General features: G+C 40.7%; 21 protein-coding genes. 15 read left to right on the top strand and 6 right to left on the bottom strand.

Going from position 1 to position 26,079, the window contains the following annotated elements; translation table 11 throughout:
* The first annotated feature begins 69 nt into the window (after positions 1-69).
* From N784_RS09995 to N784_RS09980, 4 genes are all read left to right on the top strand, one after another.
* Positions 70-846, top strand: coding sequence for an N-acetylmuramoyl-L-alanine amidase (locus N784_RS09995; RefSeq protein ID WP_052127249.1), 777 nt, complete (start codon positions 70-72; stop codon positions 844-846).
* 112 nt (positions 847-958) lie between these two features.
* Positions 959-1,726, top strand: a complete 768-nt coding sequence (locus N784_RS09990) for a tyrosine-protein phosphatase (protein WP_232306007.1) — start codon at positions 959-961, stop codon at positions 1,724-1,726.
* 224 nt (positions 1,727-1,950) lie between these two features.
* Positions 1,951-2,934 (top strand): D-alanyl-D-alanine carboxypeptidase family protein, encoded by a 984-nt coding sequence (locus N784_RS16005; RefSeq protein WP_052127248.1) that lies wholly within the window; start codon positions 1,951-1,953, stop codon positions 2,932-2,934.
* Between the two features lie 100 nt (positions 2,935-3,034).
* The gene (locus tag N784_RS09980; protein WP_036834589.1) at positions 3,035-3,820 is read left to right on the top strand and encodes a carbon-nitrogen family hydrolase; all 786 of its coding nucleotides are present in this window, start codon (positions 3,035-3,037) and stop codon (positions 3,818-3,820) included.
* A 135-nt stretch (positions 3,821-3,955) separates the two neighbouring features.
* Here N784_RS09980 and N784_RS09975 read toward each other — a convergent pair whose 3' ends face one another.
* Positions 3,956-4,927, bottom strand: coding sequence for a nuclease-related domain-containing protein (locus tag N784_RS09975; protein WP_036834587.1), 972 nt, complete (start codon positions 4,925-4,927; stop codon positions 3,956-3,958).
* Positions 4,928-5,970: 1,043 nt separating this feature from the next.
* Here N784_RS09975 and N784_RS09965 point away from each other — a divergent pair.
* The 5 genes from N784_RS09965 to N784_RS17090 all read left to right on the top strand — a co-directional run bounded on the left by N784_RS09965 (position 5,971) and on the right by N784_RS17090 (position 10,143).
* Positions 5,971-6,339: a GntR family transcriptional regulator gene (locus N784_RS09965; RefSeq protein WP_036834584.1), complete on the top strand. Its 369-nt coding sequence runs from the start codon at positions 5,971-5,973 to the stop codon at positions 6,337-6,339.
* Position 6,340: 1 nt separating this feature from the next.
* Positions 6,341-7,234, top strand: a complete 894-nt coding sequence (locus tag N784_RS09960; RefSeq protein ID WP_036834583.1) for an ABC transporter ATP-binding protein — start codon at positions 6,341-6,343, stop codon at positions 7,232-7,234.
* Complete coding sequence (locus N784_RS16000) at positions 7,209-9,128, top strand: DUF6449 domain-containing protein (protein ID WP_052127247.1); 1,920 nt, start codon at positions 7,209-7,211, stop codon at positions 9,126-9,128. Before N784_RS09960 ends, N784_RS16000 begins: the two co-directional genes overlap by 26 nt.
* Before the next feature lie 21 nt (positions 9,129-9,149).
* The gene (locus N784_RS09950) at positions 9,150-9,659 is read left to right on the top strand and encodes an RNA polymerase sigma factor (RefSeq protein WP_036834580.1); all 510 of its coding nucleotides are present in this window, start codon (positions 9,150-9,152) and stop codon (positions 9,657-9,659) included.
* A gap of 361 nt (positions 9,660-10,020) precedes the next feature.
* Positions 10,021-10,143 carry a hypothetical protein gene (locus N784_RS17090; protein ID WP_269745332.1) on the top strand — a complete coding sequence of 41 codons (123 nt, stop codon included), beginning with the start codon at positions 10,021-10,023 and terminating at the stop codon, positions 10,141-10,143.
* 36 nt (positions 10,144-10,179) lie between these two features.
* On the opposite strand, the gene N784_RS16930 is transcribed toward N784_RS17090, so the two are convergent.
* Positions 10,180-12,177 carry a methyl-accepting chemotaxis protein gene (locus tag N784_RS16930; protein ID WP_084600223.1) on the bottom strand — a complete coding sequence of 666 codons (1,998 nt, stop codon included), beginning with the start codon at positions 12,175-12,177 and terminating at the stop codon, positions 10,180-10,182.
* A gap of 212 nt (positions 12,178-12,389) precedes the next feature.
* Here N784_RS16930 and N784_RS09940 point away from each other — a divergent pair, with 212 nt between their 5' ends.
* Positions 12,390-12,623: a hypothetical protein gene (locus tag N784_RS09940; protein WP_036834579.1), complete on the top strand. Its 234-nt coding sequence runs from the start codon at positions 12,390-12,392 to the stop codon at positions 12,621-12,623.
* Positions 12,624-12,684: 61 nt separating this feature from the next.
* Here N784_RS09940 and N784_RS09935 read toward each other — a convergent pair whose 3' ends face one another.
* A complete protein-coding gene (locus N784_RS09935) occupies positions 12,685-13,710 on the bottom strand; it encodes a YecA family protein (RefSeq protein WP_036834578.1) in 1,026 nt (341 codons plus the stop codon).
* A gap of 324 nt (positions 13,711-14,034) precedes the next feature.
* On the opposite strand from N784_RS09935, the gene N784_RS09930 reads away from it, so the two are divergent.
* Positions 14,035-15,363: a DUF2252 domain-containing protein gene (locus N784_RS09930; protein WP_036834577.1), complete on the top strand. Its 1,329-nt coding sequence runs from the start codon at positions 14,035-14,037 to the stop codon at positions 15,361-15,363.
* Between the two features lie 23 nt (positions 15,364-15,386).
* Here N784_RS09930 and N784_RS09925 read toward each other — a convergent pair whose 3' ends face one another.
* Positions 15,387-16,331, bottom strand: a complete 945-nt coding sequence (locus tag N784_RS09925) for a bile acid:sodium symporter family protein (RefSeq protein ID WP_036834573.1) — start codon at positions 16,329-16,331, stop codon at positions 15,387-15,389.
* A gap of 122 nt (positions 16,332-16,453) precedes the next feature.
* Positions 16,454-19,681 carry a DEAD/DEAH box helicase gene (locus N784_RS09920; RefSeq protein ID WP_036834569.1) on the bottom strand — a complete coding sequence of 1,076 codons (3,228 nt, stop codon included), beginning with the start codon at positions 19,679-19,681 and terminating at the stop codon, positions 16,454-16,456.
* A 188-nt stretch (positions 19,682-19,869) separates the two neighbouring features.
* Here N784_RS09920 and N784_RS09915 point away from each other — a divergent pair, with 188 nt between their 5' ends.
* The gene (locus N784_RS09915; RefSeq protein WP_036834568.1) at positions 19,870-20,472 is read left to right on the top strand and encodes a response regulator; all 603 of its coding nucleotides are present in this window, start codon (positions 19,870-19,872) and stop codon (positions 20,470-20,472) included.
* A 48-nt stretch (positions 20,473-20,520) separates the two neighbouring features.
* Here N784_RS09915 and N784_RS09910 read toward each other — a convergent pair whose 3' ends face one another.
* Entirely contained in the window at positions 20,521-21,804 is a 1,284-nt protein-coding gene (locus N784_RS09910) for a globin-coupled sensor protein (protein WP_052127246.1), read from the bottom strand.
* A 150-nt stretch (positions 21,805-21,954) separates the two neighbouring features.
* Between N784_RS09910 and N784_RS09905 the strand changes: the two genes are divergently transcribed.
* The 3 genes from N784_RS09905 to N784_RS09895 all read left to right on the top strand — a co-directional run bounded on the left by N784_RS09905 (position 21,955) and on the right by N784_RS09895 (position 26,077).
* On the top strand, positions 21,955-22,563 hold the full coding sequence (locus N784_RS09905) for an LCP family protein (RefSeq protein WP_036834563.1): 609 nt from the start codon (positions 21,955-21,957) through the stop codon (positions 22,561-22,563).
* 403 nt (positions 22,564-22,966) lie between these two features.
* Positions 22,967-23,464 (top strand): VanZ family protein, encoded by a 498-nt coding sequence (locus N784_RS09900; protein ID WP_052127245.1) that lies wholly within the window; start codon positions 22,967-22,969, stop codon positions 23,462-23,464.
* 168 nt (positions 23,465-23,632) lie between these two features.
* Positions 23,633-26,077 (top strand): GGDEF domain-containing phosphodiesterase, encoded by a 2,445-nt coding sequence (locus tag N784_RS09895; RefSeq protein WP_036834561.1) that lies wholly within the window; start codon positions 23,633-23,635, stop codon positions 26,075-26,077.
* Positions 26,078-26,079: the final 2 nt, after the last annotated feature.

The following is a 26,079-nucleotide window of genomic DNA, read 5'->3' as shown; positions in this document are numbered from 1 at the left end:
AGATAGACACCTAACTGTTTTCTCCGTGCGATTATAGAAGTGAATGAATTGATAAAGGGAGGATGAAAGATGGTGAAACGAGTAGCGTGTGATCATGGGCATGGCTTATACACGAAAGGGAAGCGAACGCCAGATGGAAAGCAAGAATGGTTGTTCAATCAAGAAGTTGGTAAAGCTTGCATGAACCGATTAAAGCAATACGATGCGGTAGAGGTTATTAGGCTTGATGATCCAACTGGAAAAGAAGATGTATCTCTTAATCGCCGGACAGATAAGGCAAATCGTTTTGGTGCAGATATACTTGTTTCCATTCACCACAATGCATACATGGGAAAATGGGGGAATCATACCGGAACTGAAACATATACGTACATTGGGAATTGGCCTTATGCCGAGCGATTAGCAGAAGAGCTTCACCAACGCGTATTGAACGTATATGGCTTACGAGATCGCGGCTTGAAGAAGGCGAACTTCCACATGTTACGGGAATCTACTATGCCGGCTGTATTGTTAGAAATGGGCTTTATGGATTCAACGGTTGATATAGAAATCCTAAGTGACAAACGGAAACTAGCAAAGGCCGGCGTAGCTATTGCAGATGGAATTGCCGACTATTTAGGGTTAACGTTAAAACAAGCGGATCAAGCACGCATTCAAATCACAGACTTAAATCCAGGGAAAATAGAAATGTTGTCTCGCTATTTTATGGAACGTCATTGGTGGGCGGATGTGGACTTTGTTCAAGGGGTTCCTAAAGTGATAACAGGGACGCTAAGCAAAGGTATGCAGAAAGATTTTGAAAAGTGGCTAAACGCAAGAGGTTGGAATTATCAGTTGATTCATTAGGAAAAATGGGTACTGCATTACACCCCCTCGTCAAAAGTGAATTTTTTTTAACATTTTTCTTTGAAAATGATATAATAGACCTATATTCTGAGGGGGGAATAAATTGATCGATATGCACTGTAACGTTCTACCAAGGTATGATGCGAGTTCTCAAGTGAAGCGTGATAGTGTTCAAATCGCTAAAAAAGCGTACCTAGATGGTGTTCATACGATTGTTGCGACACCACTTGAGAATAGTGGTGTTATGGAGAATGATATGCATGTACTGCGTCAATCTGCAAATGCGTTTGAACAGTTGTTAGAGAAGCAGCATATAGCGATAAAAGTGATAGCTGGGCAAACGGTACGATTAAGTGATGCACTGATAGAAGAGTTACAGAGTAGTAACGTTCCAACAATCGCTGGAACTAATTATGTAATGGTTAAAATGCCACATGCACATATCCCTTACGATACGAGCGATAAGCTATATGAGCTACAAATCGCTGGTTACTATCCAATTATTGTCCAAGCAGAACGAAACAAACAATTGAGAGACCATCCAGACACACTATATAAGTTGGTGAAGTATGGATCTTATGTACAAATCCAATCTGGCAGCATATGTGGAGAATTCGGGAAAGAGGTGCAGAAATTCGCGCATCAAATGATCGAACATAACCTTGCTCACTTTATAGGGAGCGGTAATCAACAGGGAAACAACAAGTACAACTTAAAGCGTGCTTTAGATATAATCGAGAAGCAACACGGTGTGGAGAAGAAGCATACCCTAATCGAGAATGCCGCTTTGCTTGAAGCAGGACAAACCGCAATGAGAGATATGCCAGAGCGAATTCAACATAAATCATGGTTCCAATCTTTGTTTGGAACCAAGAAGTAGCCTACTACATTGCTAGTGGCTATTTTTTTTAATTATGACAGGCTTCGAGTAATTTCCCGGGAAATAGGGGGATTTTTTTCTATATTTTTTGTCGGAATGTGCCTAACACAAAGGGAAATCGTGCTAGAATGGATAAGTGGAAATAGGTTCGGTTGAAAATAGTGACACACAAGCTTAGTATTTTAGTAGAAGCGTTAGTAGCAAATTAAATGGAGGAAGTTTATATGATGAAAGGAAAATGGGGCCAAGCGATTGTAGCTAGTGTGATAGGTCTAGCAATTACAGCTGGTCTTATCTTTTATTTGGTGCAATACAATGATCCAGAGGCGGTTGTTGTTGCACGAAATAATTCAGGAAATACGTTAGACATTGTGAAGAAAGACAATAATTTTCAGTTGATAGCAGATCGGGAAAAAGCAAAGAAAGAGAAGAAGAAAAAAGAAAAGAAAGAATATCGAGTATCTAAAGCAGATGAAGATATGTATGTAAATGTAGATGTACTTAAGGTTCGAAAAGGTCCCGGCACCTCCTATAAAGTCGTCGGTAAGTTGGTGAAAGATGAGTCCATTAAAGTAACAGGAAAAACAGATAATCATTGGTACCGTTTTACTTATCAAGACGACCATGCATTTGTCAAAGGTTCTAATTTATCTAAGCAAGCTTCAGAAGAAAAGCTGAACGAAGAAGCAGGTCCCTCCTCACCGACATATGTGAAGGGTGTGTTAATTGCGAGCAAAGAACACCCGTTGCCTAAAGATTATGCACCTGGTGAAAGTACAGAAGCCCGTAACGCGTTTAATGAAATGGCTAAAGATGCAGAGAAAGCTGGATATGAGCTAGTGGCCTTTAGTACGTATCGCTCGTATGACTATCAAGTAAATCTATTTAATAATTATGCAGAACGAAATGGTATTGAAGCGGCGAACCGATATAGCGCGAAACCTGGTGAATCAGAGCACCAAACTGGTTTGTCCTTTGATGTTGGAGAAGTTGGGAAAGAGGATCAATGGTTTGAATATACGGATGCAAGTAAATGGATGGCAAACCATGCACACAAGTACGGCTTTATTGTTCGCTACCCGAAAGGAAAAGAAGACATAACGGGATACATTTATGAGCCGTGGCATCTACGTTATTTAGGAACGGATTTAGCAGTAAAAGTGAAAGAAAGCGGGTTAACATTAGAAGAATATTTAGGAATGAAATAAAGACAAGGGTGCTTTAATACGGAGCATCCTTTTTGCTTCATGCAGATTGGTCGATTACAATGAATATATATAAGTCAGAAAATTCAGTAGGAGGTAGTCGATGAACATAGCGATTTACCAAATGGAGGTCATTCCTGGAAATGTAGAGGCAAACCATGCGAAAGTGAAGCGATGGCTGGAAGAAATATTATGCAAGGAAGACTATGATATCGTTGTTTTGCCTGAGCTGTGGACAACGGGCTATACATTGCCTGAACTTGACAACATCGCCGACGTGAATGGGGAGCCGACGACGTCTTTTTTGCAGCAACTAGCTCGTCAGTATGAGGTAGCCATTGTTGGTGGATCTTTTGCCAATAAAGTGGAGGGGCACGTGTATAACCATGCGTGTGTCGTATCCAAAACAGGAGATGTCGTCTATACGTATGACAAAATTCATCTCGTACCGATGCTAAAGGAGCCGGCTTACTTAACAGGCGGTAAACAGCATGCACACACATTCGAATTAGGAGGTGTGAAAATGGGCCTTATCATATGCTACGATTTACGCTTCCCAGAGCTAACAAGAAAGCTCGCACTTGAAGGAGCAGAAGTGGTGTTCATAGTAGCGCAATGGCCGCTCGCTCGTCGAAACCATTGGATTGCTCTCCAAACCGCACGCGCAATCGAGAATCAGCTCTATGTAGTTGCTAGCAACAGTTGTGGGAGTTATGAAGCGACGGAATTTAGTGGCACTTCCCTCGTCATTGATGCTAATGGAGAACATATTAGACAAGGAAGTATAACAGAAGAAGAAACGATAACCGCCACATTACAATTAGAACAAGTACAACAAGTTCGCCGGCACGTACCCGTTTTCTCCTCTCGAATGGAGCAATATTATTAAGAAGTCCCTACCTGTGTGATAGGGACTTCTTAGCTTAGGCTTATGTCATTGATAGGGGAAGTACATAAGATTTAAACATACGCTGGTGTGACAGAATCTTACACTATAATTTACGAAAATAAGCAAGTTGTGGGGTTATATGGAGAAATTTATTGTTTCACGTAATACATAAGGACGGTCCATTGATAAATGAGCTCCTTGCATTAACCGTTTCACCGTATGACGCGAATCAATCTGCAGAAATTGCTGCGCTTCATAATTAAAGATCCAAGAGCGAATCAACAAGGCATAATCTTTCAAAGCAGAAAGATGTGCTTTTTTTGACGTAGCTTGACATGCAGGGCATTGCCACTTCCCGTAGCATCTAGCCATTGGCACAGCACCGCAAGCCACGCAGATGACCCCTTTCACAATATCATCTTGAGTTAAATGGAATGGAGGTAGAATCGAAGGGAAGTACTCCTTATGCTGCGCGAGGAAATCATCACATAACTGGGTAGATTCTTTTTTGGGCAAAATCCGCTCTATATAAGGAACTAGAATCTGCTCCAATTTACTTGTCAGAAAATCCAATCGTACAACATACTTCAGCGCATCCTCATGGCTATCACTAGATCGCAGCACCGCGTTCCGATTCGTCATCACAACCAACTTCTCGACAGGAACACGAGGATAACCACGTTGATCAAGCCACTCTAGTAATTGCAAACGCTGCCCTTCCACCTGCTCAATCGGATCCGGCATCGCCATCGTCCCATCTTGATCTTTCCGAATCATTTGCCGAAACCGATGATCAAAATACACATCCCCAGCCACATTTTTCGATTCTATAATGATAGCAACATAAGGCGTAATAACAACACAATCCATTTGAAAAAAAGAAAGATTAGCATTTTGAAGGCGTAAATCGAAGAAAACAAAATGAGGAGAAAAACGCAACAAAGACAGCGGATAATTCAAAGCCCGTTCCCCAGCATACCCAGCGGAAAAATTTCGATAACGATCAGAAATCTTCTGATAGCTCGGATGTTGAGAAGAAACCCTACGCATCAAAGCCTCCAACTGCTGCAAATACAACGGCGGCTTATCATTCGATTTAATAATCATCGCACACTCCTTTCTAACCAAATGAACCATTCTACATCTTTCGAGGAAATCCTGCTAACCCCACCAAATTTTCATAAAAAATATTGCTAAGTTAGCCAAATCCTATTAGGGGGTCGCTCTCGTTCAGAGAGGAGTCGCTCTCGTTCGAGGGGGTCGCTCTCGTTCGTAGGAAAGTCGCTCGCGTTCGTAGAGGAGTCGCTCGCATTCGTAGAGAAGTCGCTCGTGTTCAGAGAGGAGTCGCTCGTGTTCGGAGAGGAGTCGCTCTCGTTCGTAGGAAAGTCGCTCTCGTTCGAGGGGGTCGCTCGTGTTCGGAGAGGAGTCGCTCTCGTTCAGAGAGGAGTCGCTCTCGTTCGAGGGGGTCGCTCGCATTCGTAGAGAAGTCGCTCGCGTTCGGGGAGGAGTCGCTCTCGTTCAGAGAGGAGTCGCTCGCATTCGTAGGAAAGTCGCTCTCGTTCGGAGAGGAGTCGCTCGTGTTCAGAGAGGGGTCGCTCGTGTTCAGAGAGGGGTCGCTCGTGTTCGTAGAGAAGTCGCTCTCGTTCGTAGGAAAGTCGCTCGTGTTCGTAGGAAAGTCGCTCGCATTCGTAGAGAAGTCGCTCGCGTTCGGAGGAAAGTCGCTCGTGTTCAGAGAGGAGTCGCTCGTGTTCGGGGGAAGTCGCTCGTGTTCAGAGAGGAGTCGCTCGTGTTCAGAGAGGAGTCGCTCGCATTCGTAGAGGAGTCGCTCGCATTCGTAGAGAAGTCGCTCGTGTTCAGAGAGGAGTCGCTCGTGTTCGTAGAGAAGTCGCTCGTGTTCGTAGGGAGTCGCTCGCATTCGTAGGAAGTCGCTCGCGTTCGAGGGAGTCGCTCGTATTCGTAGAGGAGTCGCTCGCATTCGTAGGAAAGTCGCTCGTGTTCGTAGGAAGTCGCTCGCATTCGTAGAGGAGTCGCTCGCGTTCTTCAGAAATTCGTGCTTTACTTTTTCCTGTGGACTGATATATACTTTAAGTGTACTATAAATACTAATACAGTTAATACAGTTGGGGCCTTATGGTCTAGGAGGTGTGTATATGTTTGAAATAGATCCTAGGGACAGGAATCCGATTTATGAGCAGGTGGTTGAGCGGTTGAAGGAGCTCATTATTCATGACGTGCTGAAGGAGGATGAAAAGTTGCCTTCGGTTCGTGATTTGGCGAAGCAGGTGATGATTAATCCGAATACGATTCAGAAGGCGTATCGGGAGCTGGAGTCGCAAGGTTATATTTATTCATTGAAGGGAAGGGGGAGTTTTGTCTCACCGACCTATACTACGGAGAATAAGGAGAAGCGAGAGAAGGTTATGGAACAATTAAAAAAACTATTGGCGGAGGCTTTGTATTTAGGGGTTACGGAAGAGGAGTTAAAAGCTCTCATTACAGAAGTTGGAGGAGGCGAGTGAGATGATTCGTGTAAACAATATTGATAAACAGTTTGAGAAGGAACAGATTTTGCGTGATGTAACGTTTCATGTGCATAAAGGCTCAATTTATGGATTGCTTGGTTCAAATGGAGCGGGCAAGACAACGCTTATGCGCATGATTGCTGGTATATTGAAGCAATCAAATGGCACGATACGTGTAGAGGATCAAAATGTGTTTGAGAATAAAGATATAAAGGGTCGGATGATTTTTTTGCCGGATAACCCGTATTTTTTTGCGCAGTATTCTACTAGGCAAATGGCAAATTTCTACCGTGATATGTACCCAAATTGGGATGAAGAGCGTTATCAGAAGTTAAAGCAAGTGTTTGATTTGGATGAAAATAAAAAGTTAAGTCGGTTTTCGAAAGGGATGCAGCGTCAGGCTTCCTTTTGGATTTCTTTGTCAGCAATGCCGGATGTGTTCGTGTTAGATGAGCCGTTTGATGGTCTTGATGCGGTTATGCGAAAGAAGATTAAGCACTTGATTATTCAAGATGTTGCGGAGCGAGAAATGACGGTGTTGATTTCGTCGCATAACTTGCGTGAAGTCGAGGATTTATGTGATCACATTGGAATTTTGCATAAAGGTGAAGTGCTGATGGAGAAGGAGCTAGATGATTTGAAAGCGGATGTGCATAAGGTGCAGGTGGCTTTCACGGATGAACAGCCATTGCCGGCGGAGCTTGACATTGTATATCAAGAAAAGCGAGGAAGTGTGCATTTGCTTATTGTTCGCGGAAAAGAGGCGGATATATCGGCTATTATGAAGCAGCACAATCCTGTGGTGTATGATCGGTTAGCGTTAACGTTAGAGGAAATTTTTATTTATGAAATGGGAGGTGCAGGGTATGCAATCGAGAACATCCTGGTTTAAAAAGGAATTATGGAAACAAGACTTCCGTAATGTTGGTTGGGTTAGCATTGTGTATTTTGTAGGGTTATTCTTCTGTCTTCCTATCATGATGTTAATGCGATTAGAAGATATTGATATGTATATTGAATACCCAATACAAGAAGGGTTATTCAGCGTTGAATTCGCCGGTCCGATTCAGGCAATATTTATGTTTGCCATGCCAATTTTAATGGCTGTGTTCTTATTTCGTTATTTACATGTAAAGAAGGCGGCCGACTTTAATCATAGTTTACCAGTTACGAGACAGCAATTATTTCATCACCATATGATCTCTGGAATTGTATTCTTGTTAGCGCCTGTTTTCTTAATTGGTATTATTCAAGTTTTGTTGCACACGATGTTTGATGTTCATTATTTTTATGGCTTAAGAGATGTTGCCTTTTGGCTACTAGCTACAAGTATGAATGTTGTAAGTATTTTCATATTTAGTGTGTTTATTGGAACGTTAACAGGGATATCTGCTGTTCAAGCGGTATTAACGGGAATCTTCTTAGTATTTCTCGATGGGATGTATGTATTGATTGGACATAATTTAGACGTTCTCCTTAACGGTTATGCCGCGATTCAATTTCAATTGGATCATTCTTTATCACCTGTCATTAATGGGATTCAGATGATAGAAGAGCAGTGGATTAGTGGTTGGATGATGATTCAATACGTCGTCGGAATGATTGTTTTTTACTTGTTAGCGTTATTCATATACAGGTACCGTCATTTAGAAACAGCATCACAAGCTATTGCCATCCCAAAATTAAAGCCACTATTTAAATACGGTGTAACGTTTTGTTTCATGTTGCTTGGTGGTGTGATATTCGGTAGTGGAGTTTATAGCATTACCTGGCTTCTTTTTGGATATGTCGTCGGAGCGTCGATTGGATACGTAATCGCGACAATACTTCTTGTGAAAACGTGGCGCATCTTCTCGTTGCAACATGCAAAAGGATTAGCAGCATACGGTATTGTTGTCAGCTTGTTGTTCGGATTGGTCCAAGTGGATGCCTTCAGTTATGAGTCCTATGTACCGAAACAAGAAGATGTAAAAGCAGTATATGTTGGGGGATATTCCTACATATATACAGATATGGATAAAGAGTTAGTGACAGAAGATCCAGCAACGATTGCAACAACGATTGATTTGCATGAACAAGCGATAGATGTTTCTAGTCCTGTTCATGAATATGAACATCCCGTTTTTATTGCGTATCATTTGGAAAACGGTGATCAAGTGTACCGTGAATATAGAGTGAATAAAGAAGACATACAAACCGAATGGGAAAAGCTCTATAACACAGATGGATTCAAGGAAGTATATTATAACGAATTAAGCATAGATGTTTCTGACATTGAGAAACTTGAATTTGAAGGAAATTCTATCGTTTCATTCAACAATGCAGATGAGATGGAACAATTATTAAACAACTTGCGAAAAGACGTTTATAACGAATCTTACAACGAAAGTCAATATGAACAAGGTGTTACAACTCATATGTCTTCTGTGTTGAAAGATCGCGGATATTACAACAATAGTATAGTCATCAAACAATCTTACGAACATACAATTAATTGGTTAAAAGAAAAAGGCTATTATAAACAAGTATTTCTCCACGCGGATGATGTAGAGGTAATGAAGGTTGCCAGTGAATACGATGATCCTTATGTATTAGAAGAAGAAGGGAAGAAGGTGTTAACTACGAAAGATAAAGGGCACATACAAGAGGCCCTTGAAAAAGTAAATTCAGTAAGTTCAGGGGAATATAGCGTATTCCTATTTACATCAAGTAATATGTATGAGTATGAAACATATTCTTTTTCAGAAGAGAACGCACCTGATTGGGTAAAAGAGCATTTCGAATAAACGTAAAGCGAGGATAGGGCCATGGAATTAGACTTTCATGATCTATATAGAGAACACTATAACACGGTTTATTTTACAGCATTGAAAATAATAAAAGACCACGGCTTAGCTGAAGACGTGTTGCAGGAATCCTTTCTGAAAGCTTACCATCATTTAGGGGAGATAAAAGACGAAGTGAAAACAGCTGCCTGGCTACGTACCATCACGTCTAGAACAGCGATTGATGTTTTGCGAAGAGAGAAGAAAGAAGTACTGCTGCCAACAGACGAAGTCCCGATGCCAATCCAACGAGACCTAAGCCATGTATCAGAAGTTGAATTAGCGTATGAACAAAAATTGTTAGAAGATAAAATTAAGCGAAAAGTAAAAGCGCTGTCGCCGAAATTACGCATGGTCTTTCAGTTAAATTACTATGAACAATTAAAGGAAAAAGAAATTGCCCATAAACTGCACCTTTCGCCAGCAGCAGTAAAATCACGTCTGCACCGCGCGAAAAAGAGCATTCAACAAGAAGCTGTCGCCAACGCCTAATATATTAGGCCGATGCGGCAGCTTTTTTACAAGCGGATGGGGCTAGGAGTGTTTCGCGATCGCCTATTGGCCAGAGCGGATCGCCTTTTCCGGTTTCGCGATCGCCTATTGGCCAGAGAGGATCGCCTTTTCCGGTTTCGCGATCGCCTATTGTTCAGAGCGGATCGCCTTTTCCGGTTTCGCGATCGCCTATTGGTCAGAGAGGATCGCTTTTTCCCGTTTCGCGATCGCTTTTTCCCGTTTCGCGATCGCCTATTGGTCAGAGAGGATCGCCTTTTTCACGTTTCATGATCGCCATCTGACCAAGTGCACGCTTATCTTAATGGGGGAATATACATAGTATGAGGGGGAGGGGATGGACGTGGAGGAGCATGATATTCGGGATATACTAGAGTATATTATAGGAGAGGTGGAACGGGGGGAATCTGCTTCGGCGCTAGAGGTGATTGAGCGATTGAAGGAGCATTTGCGGCTAATAGAATGAATAAAGCCCCAGACGTATCTGGGGCTTTGTGATGGATTATACTCGGTATTTTTCTACTTGTTCGGTTAGTTTTTGGGCTATGTTTGCTAAGTTGTGAATACTTGATGAGATTTCCTCCATCGAGCTGCTTGATTGTTGAGCCGATGCGGCGGTTTGTTCTACTCCGGCCGCGGACTCTTCTGCTACGGAAGCAATTTCTTCAATGGATTCATTCATTTGTTGGCTGTTTTCTGTTATTTCTTTTAAGTTGGTTGAAATGTGTTGGATATTTTCAACCATATCTGAAATGGATTGCTCGATGACTTGAAATGTTTCCCCTGTTTTCTTAATTTGTTTGGAGCCGTTGTCCACTTCTTCGTATCCGATCTCTAGGGAGCTGGCTACTAAATTCGATTCATTTTGGATGTTCTGCACAATGCTTGTAATATCTCCAACAGAGGCAGATACTTGCTCAGCTAGTTTGCGGACTTCATCGGCAACAACTGCGAATCCTTTACCGTGCTCCCCTGCTCTTGCTGCTTCAATGGCTGCGTTCAATGAAAGAAGGTTGGTTTGTTCGGCTATATCGCTGATGACATCCACGAGTTTATTAATTTTTCGGGAGTGCTGGTCTAAGCCTTTTACTTTATCTACTGCTTCTTTCACAATCAAGTCAATAGTCATCATTTGATCAACGGATTGGTTCATTAATATGCTACCTTCTTTAGTCATCGCAAGCACTTCTTTGGATGAACTTGAAATATGAGATCCTTTTTCATCGGCAGAGCGGATATGTTTGCCGAATTCGTCCATTAGCTCGGTCAAATGGCTTGAACTGTGTGCCTGTGTTTCTGCTCCTGAGGATAGCTCTTGCATTGTCGAGGCGATTTGTTCACTTCCACTTTTCACCTCTTGTGCGGAAAGGGAAAGTTCCTCACCTTGACTAGATAAAATGTGAGACGTTTTTGTGACATCTTCAATAATGGATCGCAAGCCTTCTTTCATATCTTGAACACGGCTAGATAATTGTGCGATTTCATTTTGTCCGTCTTGAACCAAGGAGACGCGGAGATCTCCTTGATTCACTTCTTCCATGTTGGCTTGCAATTGATGGATAGGTTTCGTCAATCGACGTGTCGTCATAATGGAAACGATGATGGACAAAACAATGACAATAACTAAGCTAATCGCAATGGGAATCAGAATCGGCGTGGCTTGCTGAATCAACTCTGATTTGTAAAGCGTACCTACTAAAATAATATTCGTTCGATCATTCGTGACATAGGACATAATTTTCTCATCGCCTTGGTCGGTGTAATGAATAATATCATTACGACTTTCATTGGCTTGAATTTGCTTATATGCGCTTGAACCGGAATAATCGGTATTGACGTATTCCTCATTCGGATGAGCAAGTACCATTCCCTTTGAGTCAAGTAATGCTGCATACCCATCCTCACCTATTTGGACATCATCAATTAATTGAATGAAGGAATCTAGCGTAATATTTAATGATACAACTCCTTGCACATCATTCCCCTTCTTGACGGTTGTAGCGGTGCTAATGATGAGTTGATCTGTAGCCTGGTCGATAAATGGGTCTGTCCAAATAACTTTCCCTTCATTCTCGATTGCCTCTGTATACCAAGGTCTTTCTTGCGGTTTGTAACCTTTAGGCAATGATACGTTTGAAGAGTGAATCATTTCGCCATTCTTTTCCGCTGCGAAATATACAGAAGTAATTGCTTCACTCATTCGTTCCGTATTAGAAAATAGCTGAAGAGTATCCATTTTAAAATCGTTATAGTTTTGTATCTTTGGATTATCAGCGAAACTTCTTAGTATATTTTCTTGAATTTGGTAAAAGTCATCAAGTGAGCCGTCTAATCCAATTATTTGTTGATTTACACTTTGCGAAAGCTCATCTGTTGTTCGAGAAACGCTAAAGGTAAAACTAACAGCACCCATAGCTAGGCCGCTGACGATAATAAGGGTTAAAAAAGGTATTAAAATTTGTCTTTGCAATGATTTATTCAAAAAAGCTTTTATCTTCACTGTAACAGGATCCTCCCTACTTGAAATTACTGCTACATATGTATGTTCATTTCCGCCATCTTTCGGTACAATATGCGTAGCAATCCTTTATCACTAATATCGGATTTATTGCTACATTCTTAATCCATTTTAAAAATAAAGAAACTTTTACAGTACATTTAAATGGCCTACACGTTTATGTGGTAATGTATGTAAATATAGGGGTGAATGGTATGGTTATGTTGTTAAATATCATCTTTTTTATATGTACACTGGCATTGACGAAATATTGTCAGTCGTCCATTTTGATGAAACTATTTTATTGGGTGGCGCTAATTGTGAGCCTGATCGGAATCGTATTTCTCATTTTCATGTCCGGATGGGTTGCCTACACAGGTGGAGTGATCACGGCGGGAATAAGTTTGCTAGGATTACTAGGGATTGTCTATAATTTATTAAAAGAATAGGAAGACGAGCGTAATATACAAAAGTAGCACCAACTACTAAACAGTCGGTGCTACTTTCTGGTTACTGTGCTCTCCCTTTTTGGAACATGTCATGAAAAATAGTGGACATATTACTAGAACGTTTCGAAATCGTGTTTGCACTGACTCCGTATTTCGCTCCTAGTCCTTTTTGTGTGACGTTACGAGGTTCTCCGAATAAGGGATCGGTTCCAAAGAAGTACTCTAACGTTGCCGCAAATACTTCTGGTTTACGAATATTCGGTTGTTGATTATCACAATACACCATCCAGAATTGCTTAATATGATCGACCTCTTCTTGTGAAAAGATTTCCATATCCACTTGTTGCTCAAACAGCTCCATTACCTCATGCTGCTCAGGCTTTCCTTCCCACTTATCCATGAAATCCTCTTTGATTGGATGCTTCATGATATCAGCAATACGCAATAACTGATGCAAGAAGGTGTCTTGGAAATATTGATGTAGAGAACGACCATTTGAATTTACGGCATATTCTTGGTCCAATGGATCCTTATATCGTTTAAACGTACTTTCAGTCATAGGAAAAGAGAATGGTAAGAAACGATGATGCTGTCCCCACGCTCCAACAATCCCGACAAAATAAGGAGTATCTTGGCTGTTTTCCATATAAATAGTCGTCGTAGCATCCGTGAATAAGTTCTTCATCTTCAGCGTAACGGAATCCATTTTTTCTTCAACGTGAAAAATACCAATTTGTACATCTGTCCACTGTTGGAACGACTCTTTCGTAGCCGGTCGTTTCACGTCATTAATCCGTTGCTTAATGAAAGTATCGACTATGCGTGTACCATCTTGTAATGGACTGAACAAGGAAGTATGCAGTACAGACATTAGATTGTATAACTTCTGATCTGTTTTCACTGGAACTCTCGGAATATGGAATCCATAATGTCTATGTGTGAACTCGTTTAATTGATTTAGTAAATAATGTAGCTCCTCATCTACAAGCTCCTTAGGAAAAGAAGTAACTTTTACATTTTTGCAACATTTCTTATATTTTTTCCCGCTGCCACAAGGACACGGTTCATTTCTACCTGGTTCTACCATACTATCAACCCTTCTCGAATCTAATTCAGCAATGTACAGTTTACTATATTTCTGTAAGATAGCCAAATGGATAAGATAGTTTAGAAGGAGGATATTCCTATTTATGTAAATAACGGAGGGGGTTCCGCTTGATTGATGGAAAGAAGAAGCATTGCAGAAACGCTTACCTCATTACCATGTGAAACTAAACATACATAAACGCCGAACTGGTCACAGAGGTGAAACGAATGTAGATTCCTTTCGACAAAAATCGCTCTACTTCGTTTCATTTCTCTTTACTATGCTTGTCCGTCCCTTCAAAATAAAGAGAGGAGGGTGATTTAAATGAGCAAGAGCCGGATTATGCATACGAAAAGTTTGTTACGAGAGCAACGGTTAAAGACCATTTTAGAGCAGTTTGATGGGGAAATTATGGAGTTAAGTCAGTCGGCGAGGCGTTTGAAGTATGAGAAGATGGTGGCGGATGCGTTTAGCTTTTTCCGTGGTAGTGCGTATTTATTTTATTATGATGTATCGAATATTCCTTTTTCTTATCATACTCCCAATGATAAACCAACCTGGATTATGGGTGATTTGCATTTTAACAATTTCAGCGCGTTTCAGAATGAGCAAGGGGAAATTGTGTTTGATGTAGATGATTTTGATGAGGGATATCTTGGTTCTTATTTGTATGATGTGCTTCGTATGGTCGTAAGTATTCGCTTGTTTGCAAATCAACTCGGGTTTAGTGAATCGAATCAGGATGATTTTGTAGCGAGATATGCGAAGGCGTATTGTAAGCAGCTTAAGAAGTTCGCTGAGCGTAAGGAAAATCCCGTGACGACTCGTTTTACGGTTGAACATACAAAAAGTGCGATTAAGAAGGCGCTGAAAAAGTTAGAAGAGCGCAAGGCTACGCATGAATTAGAAAAGCAAACGATGATTAATGATGAAGGGGAGCGAGTGTTTAATCGGGAGAAGATCAAGCTTTCCTCTGTTTCTAACAATGAGTTTAAAGCAATCAAACGAGCTTGGGGACAGTATTTAGAAAGTATACCTGCTAAGCATTTTCACGACGAAGAGCATTATGAAATTAAAGATATTGTGAAGAAGATAGGCACAGGTATTGGTTCTACCGGCTTAAAGCGTTTTTACATTTTAATTGAAGGGACGCATGACGATGCTCACTTTGATGATATTATTTTAGAAGCGAAGGAAGCACGGACCCCTATCCCTGCTTATTTTTTTCCTTATGAAGAAACGTTGCACCAGCATCAAGGGGAGCGTGTAATGGATACGCAAAAGGCGATGCACCATATGGCAGATCCTTATTTAGGGTATTTCACGATGAATGGGCGAGACTTCTATGTGAGAGAGCGCTCGGCTTATGATAAGGATTTAAAGGAGAGTCATTTGCAAGATTATGATGATATGGATAAAACGGTGAAAATTATGGGCAAAATCACAGCCAAAATTCATGCTCGAGCAGATGAAGATATAGATAATGGACTTCTGGAATACCATAGTGAAGAAGAAATCTTAAAAGCGATAGGTGACGATAAGGACGGTTTTGTCAAGGAGCTGCAAGTTTGGTCGACCTTTTATCAAAGACATGTAGAAGAGGATTATCGTCTATTTCAGCAATGGCACGAACAATACAATAAGAAAAAATAAAACGACGAAATGTGCTCGTCGTTTTATGAGGAAGCATGATTGGTTTTTTTCTGTTTTCGAAACATACTTGCAATGATAGGTCCTGAAATGTTGTGCCATACGCTGAAGATTGCACTAGGTACGGCAGCTAACGGACTCAAATGTGCGATCGCCAATGTGGATCCGAGCCCGGAATTTTGCATGCCAACTTCAATGGAAACTGCTCGCCGTTTGGTAGTGTCCATGCCGAACAACTTGCCGAATCCGTAACCAATTGCATAGCCTAATATGTTATGTATCATAACAATGGCAAAAATAAGAGCGCCTGTTTTTGCTATTTGTTCTTGATTAATACTTACGACTGCAGTGACAATGGCAACGATAGAGATGACGGATACGAGTGGTAATGCCTTTACCCCTGCTTCCACTTTGGATCCAAGCCATGATTTCAACAAAAATCCTAGCACGATAGGGATAAGAACGATTTTTACAATGGATAAAAATAAACTGCTTGCGGAAACAGGCATCCATTGGCTCGCTAATATGAAGACGAGAATTGGTGTGACAATAGGCGCTAGTAAAGTGGAGACGGCTGTAATGGCGACAGAGAGCGCGGTGTCGCCTTTAGATAAATACGTCATAACGTTGGAGGATGTTCCGCCAGGGCAGCATCCAACGAGTACGACTCCCGCAGCTACTTCATCGGATAGCGGTAGTAAAGTTGCTAAGCCAAATGCTACAAGGGGCATAATGAGAAATTGGGCACCAACGCCAACTGCGATATCTTTTGGGCGGCGAGCCACTTCTTGAAAATCTTCTTTAGCTAATGATAGTCCCATGCCAAACATAATGAATCCGAGCAGTGGCACGATATAGGGAACAATCCATGTAAATCCAATCGGGAACAAATAAGCGATAATTGCAAAGGCAATAACCCAAATGGCAAACGTATTCCCCATAAACTGGCTGATTTTCTCTAATGCTTTCAAAGTTTTTTCTCCCTTCTCATGGTATAGTAGGAAATTATACAATGTATTCGGAATAATCAAAACTTATTATCTTATTTTTCTAAATAAAAAATCCACTTGACATAAAACCAAGTGGATTTCTTTTATATACTTAATATTTCTCGAATGTCCTCTTCTGTTAAGGCGGATAGGTTTCCTTCTCCTGATTGAATGAGTGTGTCGAACAAGTCTTGTTTCTTTTCTTGCAGTGCTTGTATTTTCTCTTCAATCGTGCCTTGGGCGATCATTTTGACAACTTGTACGGTGCTCTTCTGGCCGATGCGGTGGGCGCGGTCTGCTGCTTGCTGTTCGACAGCCGGGTTCCACCATAAGTCGTATAATACCACGGTGTCAGCTCCAACTAAGTTTAATCCTGTTCCTCCTGCTTTTAAGGAGATCAGGAAGAGGTCCTTTTCGCCATCGTTAAATTGATTCGACATAGCGAGACGTTCTTGGGAAGGGGTGGAGCCGTCTAAGTAATAATACGACAGTCCTTCTTTTTCAACCATGTCGGCGATTAATTGAAGCATGGAAGTGAACTGAGAGAAAATCAATAGACGTTGACCGTTTTCATGTGCTTCTTGTATAAATGTTCGTAATTCTTCGAGCTTCCCTGATTCTCCTTGGTAATTTTCTACGAATAGGGATGGATGACAGCAAAGCTGGCGTAAACGGGTTAAGTTGCTTAATATTTGCATGCGGTTTTGTTGTAATCCACCAGTTTCTAGCTGCGTTTTCGTTTGTTGTTGGATCTCCTGTAAATAGCCGACGTACAATTGGCGCTGTTCTTTCGATAATTCTGTGTAGCGCGTTGTCTGAATTTTGTCTGGTAGCTCAGTTAATACTTCTCGTTTTGTGCGACGTAAAACAAATGGTGATATTTTCTTCTTAATCATGGATTGTGGCACCTGTTTAAATGTTTTGCGATCGTATAATAATCCTGGCATTACAACGGAGAATAGCGTCCATAACTCTTCTGCACGATTTTCCACAGGTGTCCCTGTCAAGGCGAATGCCGTTTCAGCACGTATAGAACGAACGGCTTTGTACGTAAGAGATGTGTAGTTTTTGAACGATTGAGCTTCATCTAATAACACACCTTGGAAAAAGTACGGCTGATATAAGTCAATATCTCGTCGTAATATAGGATAAGAAGTAATAATTAAGTCTACGCCTTCTAAGTTTGCTAATTGCTCGCGTCGTTCTTCCTTGGCACCTGCTATCACTCGTACATGTAGGCTAGGCGTGAACTTGGCTGCTTCTTGCTCCCAGTTATAAATAAGAGAAGAAGGGGCAACAACGAGAAATGGATCTGCTTCAGGTCGTTCTTGTCGTCCTGCTAATATATACGAGAGACCTTGTAACGTTTTACCTAATCCCATTTCATCTGCTAGCACGCCGCCAAAGCCGTGTCGTGATAACGAACGGAGCCACTGGAAACCGCGTAGTTGATAATCACGTAAGTCAGCTTGCAAGGAACTAGGTAGTTGTTCATGTGATGTTTCTGGGTGTTTAATGGCTTCTACGAGTTGTCCAAACGCCTCACTTTGTTGAACTCCCAGCGAAGTGTCTACTTGCAATGCTCGGTATTTCGGCAAGTGGATAACTCCATCCTCAAATGATTCCTCGTCTAACTGCAGCTCTTCTATTAAGGAGCGGGTGTTGGACCACGCCTCTGCTTCTAAGTCTACAATCTTACCATTATGGAGTTGATAGTAATTGTTTCGGCTTTTCAATGATTGAAACAGAGCTCGAATATCCTCATCGGAAATATCTTCTGTCGGAAAGCGAATGTCGAACCAACCATGGCTTTCATCTATATCAAAGGAGAACGGCATGTCAGGAGGGAGATCATGGTACATGTCAACCACTTCCGCTGACTTCACTACAGTTGCATGCTTTTCTAATTCAGGTAGAATTTCATAAAAGAACATACCTAGATTATAGCTACCTTGTAAAGAAAGCACTTCCCCATTCCAATGAAAATTCGCTTGTTCAATTAAGCGCATGACGTGTCGTTCCTTTTGCATATTGCGGGCAATCATTTGCTCGGAATCTCGCCCCGTTTCGAGGAAAGGATTCATCACTTCATCGCCGTATTGAAACAGCAAAAGGGCCCGTAAACCTGTATCATGCTTATCTAACTCCATTATTGGTTTACACTCTTCTCGTTTCAGGTCATTCTTAATAGCAGGGTCTATCTCTAATAAATCGTGCGCTTCTAATACAGGGAAAAGTGTCCCCGCTAGTTGCTCGACGTGTTCCTGCTTGAGAAGTTGTGTGTGGTTTAATGATTGTGACAAATGACGATAAATAGGAATAACAGTAGAACGAATAGAATGATTCACTTTATAAAGTATATTATCCTTAAGGAAATAAGACGTATCTGCAATTTGTTTGCTAATAAAACCGTTGTCTTTAATCATGAACGCATAATAATTGCCTTCTTTTGCTAATGCAAATGTCTCTGGAAAGGTGTGGTGTTTGACACAGTAAGGATATGATTGAGAATGCTGACTAACCCGTACATCTTCACATAATTCTAGCCGTTCGAGCAGCCCTTCCATGAAATGTTCGGGTATGGTAAGCTCTTTGTTATTCTCACGAGTATGATGATAATCTCGAAAGAATTGTAAGCTTTTAACAAGTGGTGCTAAATAAGTTAATACTTCAGCATCTTCCTTTGCCATAATTTGCTGCTTCGGATCATACGTATAATGATTGGTGAAATACACTTCATCTTCGTTCTCCCAAGCTTCTATAAATGTACTTATATCTTTGACTACGTATAATCGAGAGGTCCCTGCCTTTATCGATAGGGTGGGAGTTGAGAATGTTGCTGATAAGCCTTTTAATTCAAATTGCATCTGTAATGGCTCTTTATGTTGCGTCATAACGTCGTCTTCCGTTGTTGCGTTTTCAATTAGATGATCGACGAAAGAGGTAGCCTCCTGTATTTCTCGGAGGGAAGGAATGCGTTCTTTCATCGCGGTTTGTTGTTTTTTCCATACTGACCTATTGGAAGTATAGTGCTCCATTATTTCCATTAATACAGCGACAATATGCTTGCATTCAGACATTCCATCTTCAAAGGCGGGACAACTACAACTGGATGACAAATAACTCCCAGAACCTTTAAAGAATTGTACGTGCACATGATATGGTGTTGAACGGTTCCCAGCTACCTGTGCATGAAATTGTATAAAAGGTGTTTGGGCATGATTTACTTGTTCAAGCTTTTTAACGGCTGCTTTTTCATAATAGCTTGCTCCTCGTTTGTACGTTAGCCAACCGCTTAACTCTAGAATTTCCGATGCCGTAATCTCAATCATCGTTTTTAACTCCTTTACTTATAAACCGCTTCTAGTACAATACTGACATTGTATCGCATATTTCATACACAACAAAGCGAAATAACTATCATCTCTAAAGAGAAAATGAATTTTTTTAAAAAACTTTAGCCATTTTATGCTTTTATGTGTTAAAGTATATTGGTAACACGTTATAAGGAGGTACAGACATGATTCTGGTTATTGATGATAATAAAGATGTTCGTTTCACCATACGAGAAACGTGCAAAGTTGGCGGTTGGAATGTAGAAGAATATTCGAATGGAAAAGAGGGAACAGATGCATTTTATCCAGGCAAGCATCAACTGGTCATGGTGGATGATCATATGCCAGAATGGGATGGCCTGCGAACGGTGAAAGAGTTACGGAAGAAGGATTCGAATGTACCCATCATCGCGATTGCGGAAGATAGTCAGATGGAAACAGCGATAAAGTTCAATGAAGCGGGAGCGACAGATTTTGCAGATAAATCGTTTAAAGCCCCTGATTTAATCTCACGCATTCGATTGAATATAAAGATGGCTAAGCTGCAGGACAATCAATTAAGCGCCTTTGTTGAAAAAGGAATTAATGAAGATACATTGAGGCAAATTACAACCCATTTACGCAAGCAAACAGAACCCAAAACCATCACTGAATTACAGCAAGAATTACCTGTCTCTTACCAAACCGTACATCGCTACTTGCATTACTTAGTAGAGATGGGGGAAGTGAATATCCAGTCTGAATACGGCAAAAAAGGAAGGCCACGTCATTTATATCAATTCGTATAATAAATAAGCACACGATTTTAAATCGTGTGCTTATTAACGTATTTTTATTTAGAGGTTGTACGTTAATTTCTCTGCAGAAGCAGCGATTTCACTAGAAGCTTGCTCAATGCCTTTAATCACTTCAAGTAATTGCTCCACTTCCTTATCAATCGCTCGGTTTTGCTTCAGCGTATCGTTTGTATCCTCTAATATGTTAACGAAACATTCATCCGTCTTCGCTAATATCGTTCGCTCAGATGTGACGACTTGTTCAATAGATTCAACAGATGTAGTAACGTGATCACTTTGCTCGTGCACTTCTTGAATGAGCTGTGATACCGTAGCGGTAGACTCCTTCGTCTGTTCGGATAGCTTGCGGATTTCTTCTGCCACAACGGCAAACCCTTTCCCAAACTCACCAGCACGTGCAGATTCAATCGACGCATTTAATGCAAGTAAATTTGTTTGCTCTGCAATTCCTTTTACAATGTCAATTACTTCGGTAATACGCTTGGACACTTCATTTAATTTCTTCGCATTGCTACTTATTTCTGTCATGCTAGATTTCATATTTTGCATGTTGTCATTTTGCAAATCTAATTGTTGCTTTCCTTCTTGTGATGCTTGTTGCGTTTTTTTCGATAGCTCCATGCCAGTATGAGCCATTTCTAAGACGTTATGTGATTGTCCAACTAAACTCTGTATAGAAGCATTTGTTTCTTCAGATATCGCAGCAAGTTCTTCCGCAATGGAAGCCGATTGAACCTCCAATTGATCTCGCTGACTTTCATGCTCCTGTCGAATACGCTCATGCTCTTGTTCATACGCTTCTAGTACAATCTGTTGTTCAAAATTAATGAGCTTTGTTACAGCTGCGATTGCCCGAGCTAGTTCATCGGCACGGAAGATATGCTTCTGAAAAACTTCAACTAATAAGGTGAGCATTTTCTGATAGGCGGCAATGTACCATTTCGTAAGTAAGCCGACCTTCACGTGGGCGAGTGCAATGCGGTATCGTTTCTCCATAAAAGCTTGGTCCAACACTCCATGGAATAATTCTTCTATATGAACAGTTAGAGTCTTTTTTAACCGTTCCACCGTACTATGCTCGCTAACAATTGCTTTTAATTCTGGTTGCTCCATTATATTGTTATAAAAACCATCCGTAATTTCTTGAATGTGCTCTTTCACAATTGGTTGCAGGGACTTAATGGTAGCTAAATCTTCTTGTGTTAATTCAATCATTCTTGCTTGTTTCATTAAATCATTCGGTATATTTATGATACCCGTCTCATGATTTTGATGGAAAAAACATTGCTTTTCCTCGTTCTTTTTTCCTAGTATACGAAACATATCTACCAACATCCTTTATGTCGATTTATATAATCTTCATTCTAAACGATAATGATAGCGTTTTAAATAGTGAAATGAATTTTATTTTAGTATAATTTACTAAATTTCTGTTTATAATGGATGATAAAAAGTGCGAAAGGTCGATAAAACGTGAGAACACGTATTAAAAAATCCCTATTCAGCATTGCGATCTTAATCTTCATTATCGGTATAACGATAAATGAAAATTTCTGGACAGATATACAGAAAGAATCCCCTCCTGAAGAAAAGGAAACAACGGACACTATTTCCTTGGTGATGGTTGAAGAGCATTCAGACTCAACTCCTTCTGTAACGATGCTCACGTTCCATCCAGCAGGTACCCTTTACGTATCGAATATCGAAAAAATAAATGGAGACCTTCCTACGAATGACTTGGTCCAAACAATAGAGAATACTATAAACTATCCAATCGACTATTACATTCGCATGGATGAAAGTATATGGGAGCACCCACTAGTACAATCGTTACAATCTTCATCGCTAGAAGAAGTAATGAAGCAGTTACAATCCCCTTCCTTGTCTACGCTTAGTGCTTTAACGAATTTGTACAACGAGCTCGAAACCAATATGACGGTTTCAGACATGCTCTCCTTACATGCGGACATAGATCTTCCATCCCTCCAAATTAAACAAGGGTTTCACTTTGACACTGTGCCGGCGTGGCAGGAGCTTTCCAATGAAGAGCAGCAACAAGTAGAACAAATTATAGGATGGTAACATGGCAAGTAGGAAGTGTAATGATAGCTTTCTTTGCTTATTAGCTACAATCAACAAAAACATTGGCTTATCGCTATAATATTGGTGTTTTTTTCATGGCAAAATAACTAGTTTCATCATTGTTTCGTTTAATAGAATATCCAGACGAATGTGGTAAGTGTTGTTCGAATGTTTTTAAGAGAAGAAACTTATGCCGCTTGATTGGAATGTAAGGTGGCGACTTCAGCACCTATGAGACCCTACAGGTAGCAAAGCACACGAAGAGGATAGAGGGCCGCTCCCGCAGCAAGCGTCCTCCAGAATTGGAAATCAACTGTTCTTACTCACCTAGATTTGTTACGATTTCAATAAGGATGTTGGAATTTTGAAATCGACTCCAAAAATAAATAAAGGGGTACATAAATTGAAAAGATACATGTATTGGTTGTTACCAATTAGTTGGATGGCGGTTTTATTCTATTCTTCTTCTACCCCATATGAGCAACAGAATATGAAACCATTTCTAAGTTCTTATGTGGATTTATCCTTTCTGGAGCCTTATGTAGGATGGGTGGAGTTTACGTATCATCGAAGTGTGGTAAGTGTTGCAGAGCTTGGAATAGAAGGGTTTGTTGAATTCTTTGTCCGAAAAGGAGCCCATGTCGTCAGCTTCTATATGTTGTGTTGCTTCTTTTATATAGCGTTACGGAATCAGCAGAAAGTCTTGCGTCGAATGTCTTTGGCGTTTCTGCTTACGGTTGTGTATGCCACTTTAGACGAGTTACATCAAGGGATTACCCCTAATCGCACGCCTTATGTAGGAGATGTGTTGCTTGATAGTTTCGGTGCATTACTAGCCATTATATGCATAGTAATATTTGCGCAATTTGACAAAAAGCGACTCATTTTCAAAGAATCATAGTGTGTAGCTGTTTTTTTCATAGTATGATAGTAAAAAGAATGGAAGGAACGCTAGGTGGTATTCTAGTTAAAGAAATGGAACCGCATCCAATTGCCAAAAGAATATTACCGATTCATTCAGTCTATTCACGCTTGAATTTCAATTATGTTAGCAAATGGAGGATGGAATATGGAACGAAGGAAGGGATCTTCTGTTGAACAGGAAGACACTTTATGGCAGCATATTGCAGATAATCATAAGGTTTCTGGTGGAATAGAGTGGATTGCTTCGTATGTCTATGCCTCCACGATACCGACATACATCTTAAATAGAGAGCGAAAAGTAGTCATGTGTAATCAAAAGGATTTAATAGATGAGATATACCGTGACCAACCTACTTTATTGGCGGATTTTCGTAATGCGATCCATGGCGAGCTAACATGCACGACCATCACGATAAACGACGGCACAATAGCAGACGTCAAACACGTTCCGTTAAAGGTGCAAGGCGAAGTGCAATCGGTCATAATGACGCTACATGATGTGACGGATGTGCACCAATTACAAGCAGAACTACAGATGGAAAAAACACATTTGTATTACTCGCAACAAATCGCAAAAGTAGGTAGCTGGGACTATGATGTACTTAAAGATAAGATGAATAGCTCTGCCTACCATTACTACCTTTATGGGTTCAATGACAAGCAAGCAGCAGAAGTGGAATCTGACTGGTTTTTTAATCGCATTCATCCTGATGATCAAGAACGAATGAAGCAAGTGGTGGAACATACTTTTTGTACGGGAGAAGCTCAACATGTGCAATACCGTATACAGCGTATAAATGATGAGCGCACCTTGACCATAGAGTCAGACATTTATGCCATTAAGGAGCAAGGTCAAGTAGTGCGTTTGTTTGGTGTTGTTTACGATATTACGGAATATGATCAAATGAGAAAAGAATTAAATAAACAGAATGAACGCATTACCAACATTTATAACAGTTTAAACGTTGGTGTGTGGGCATTTGATTACTTGAACAATCAAGTGACTTTTTGTTCGGAAGGGGTACAGCATCTGTATGAAACGCCAACAGAAGCATTTCAGAACGACCCGTTTCTTTGGAAAAAATGCATTTACCCTGATGACAGGCAGCGCGTGCTTGATATGCAAGCACCACTACATGTCGGGCAAGAGATTAACCATGAATATCGCATCGTAACCTCCACAGGGAAAGTGAGATGGGTGAAGGATCAAACGATACCAAAAGTGGATGAAAATGGTGAATTGGTATCCTTGATGGGGATTATGTTAGATATTACCGATCGTAAATTATATGAGCAGAAATTAGAGCACTCGATTCGACATGATCGCCTGTCGAAATTAGGGAACGGCTACTATCTTGAGGAAACATTTCAAAAGCAAGTAATGCAGCAACAACCAATGGCACTCTTTTTAATAGAAGTGCAGCGGATGAAAGAGATGAAAGAATCCTTCGGCTATGCTTTGAAAGATGAAGTCATTCAGATGATTGCTAGACGGTTAGAAAAAGGATTTCCAGCGCCCTTCATACTCGCGCGTATTAGTGATGATGAGCTGGTTGCACTCGTTAAGCATGGTAGTGATGAAGCAATGGTTGATAGATGTGAACGAGTACATAATGAAATAAAGAAAGAAATGACTGTACAAGGGTACAGGCTTCAAATTAGTTGTAATATTGGTGTGAGTTTTTATCCGCGAGATGGCGAGACGTGTGACGAGGTATTGCAAAGCGCACGTAAGGCATGTAATCGTGGAAAAGAATCTGGACAGGATAGGTACTTTTTTTATCCTAATTCAGATGATGCGATTTGTTTTAAACAAATTGCGATTGAACGAGATTTACGACATGCGATTAAGTTCAATCAATTCGAACTTCACTATCAACCAAAAGTCGACATACAAGGAACATTGCAAGGAGCAGAAGCGCTCATTCGATGGAATCACCCTGAGCTTGGTGTCATCCCCCCAAGTGAATTTATTCCTATTGCAGAAGAAGGCGATTTCATCATTGATATTGGAAACTGGGTTATTGCTGAGGTGTGTCGGCAATTACAGGATTGGTCTAGGCGCGGGTTTCCGTTATGTCCTGTTTCCTTTAACATTTCTCCGGTTCACTTATATAAACAACATTTAATTTGCACGATTAAAGGGGAATTAAGGAAGCACAACGTCCACGGAAAGTGGTTAGAGATGGAGTTGACAGAGACATCGTTTATGAATGAAACGTTAGTGAACCAATTGGCGAAAGAATTAAAAAAGCTTGGAATGAAGATGACGATTGATGACTTTGGTGTAGGCTTTACATCGTTACAATATTTTCAAAGAATCGACCGCGATAAAGTGAAAATCGACAAAAGTTATATTCAAGGCTTAAACGAAGGAAAAGGGCAAAATAACATCATTGTATCGTCGATTATTCAACTATCCCATGATCTCGAGACGAAGGTAGTTGCTGAAGGTGTAGAAACGATCGAGCAATATGAGTTTCTAAAAGCAAAGCAAGTCGACGAGTTACAAGGTTTTTATTTTGCTAGACCATTACCAGTATCTCAGTTTGAGCCCATTTTACAAAAACGTAAAGTAGTTCATTCATAGCA

The organism is Pontibacillus litoralis JSM 072002, from assembly GCF_000775615.1.
In the GTDB taxonomy this organism is placed as follows: Bacteria; Bacillota; Bacilli; order Bacillales; family BH030062; genus Pontibacillus; species Pontibacillus litoralis.
Note: the sequence above shows the minus strand (reverse complement) of the source record. Positions and strands in the feature narration are given on the sequence as shown.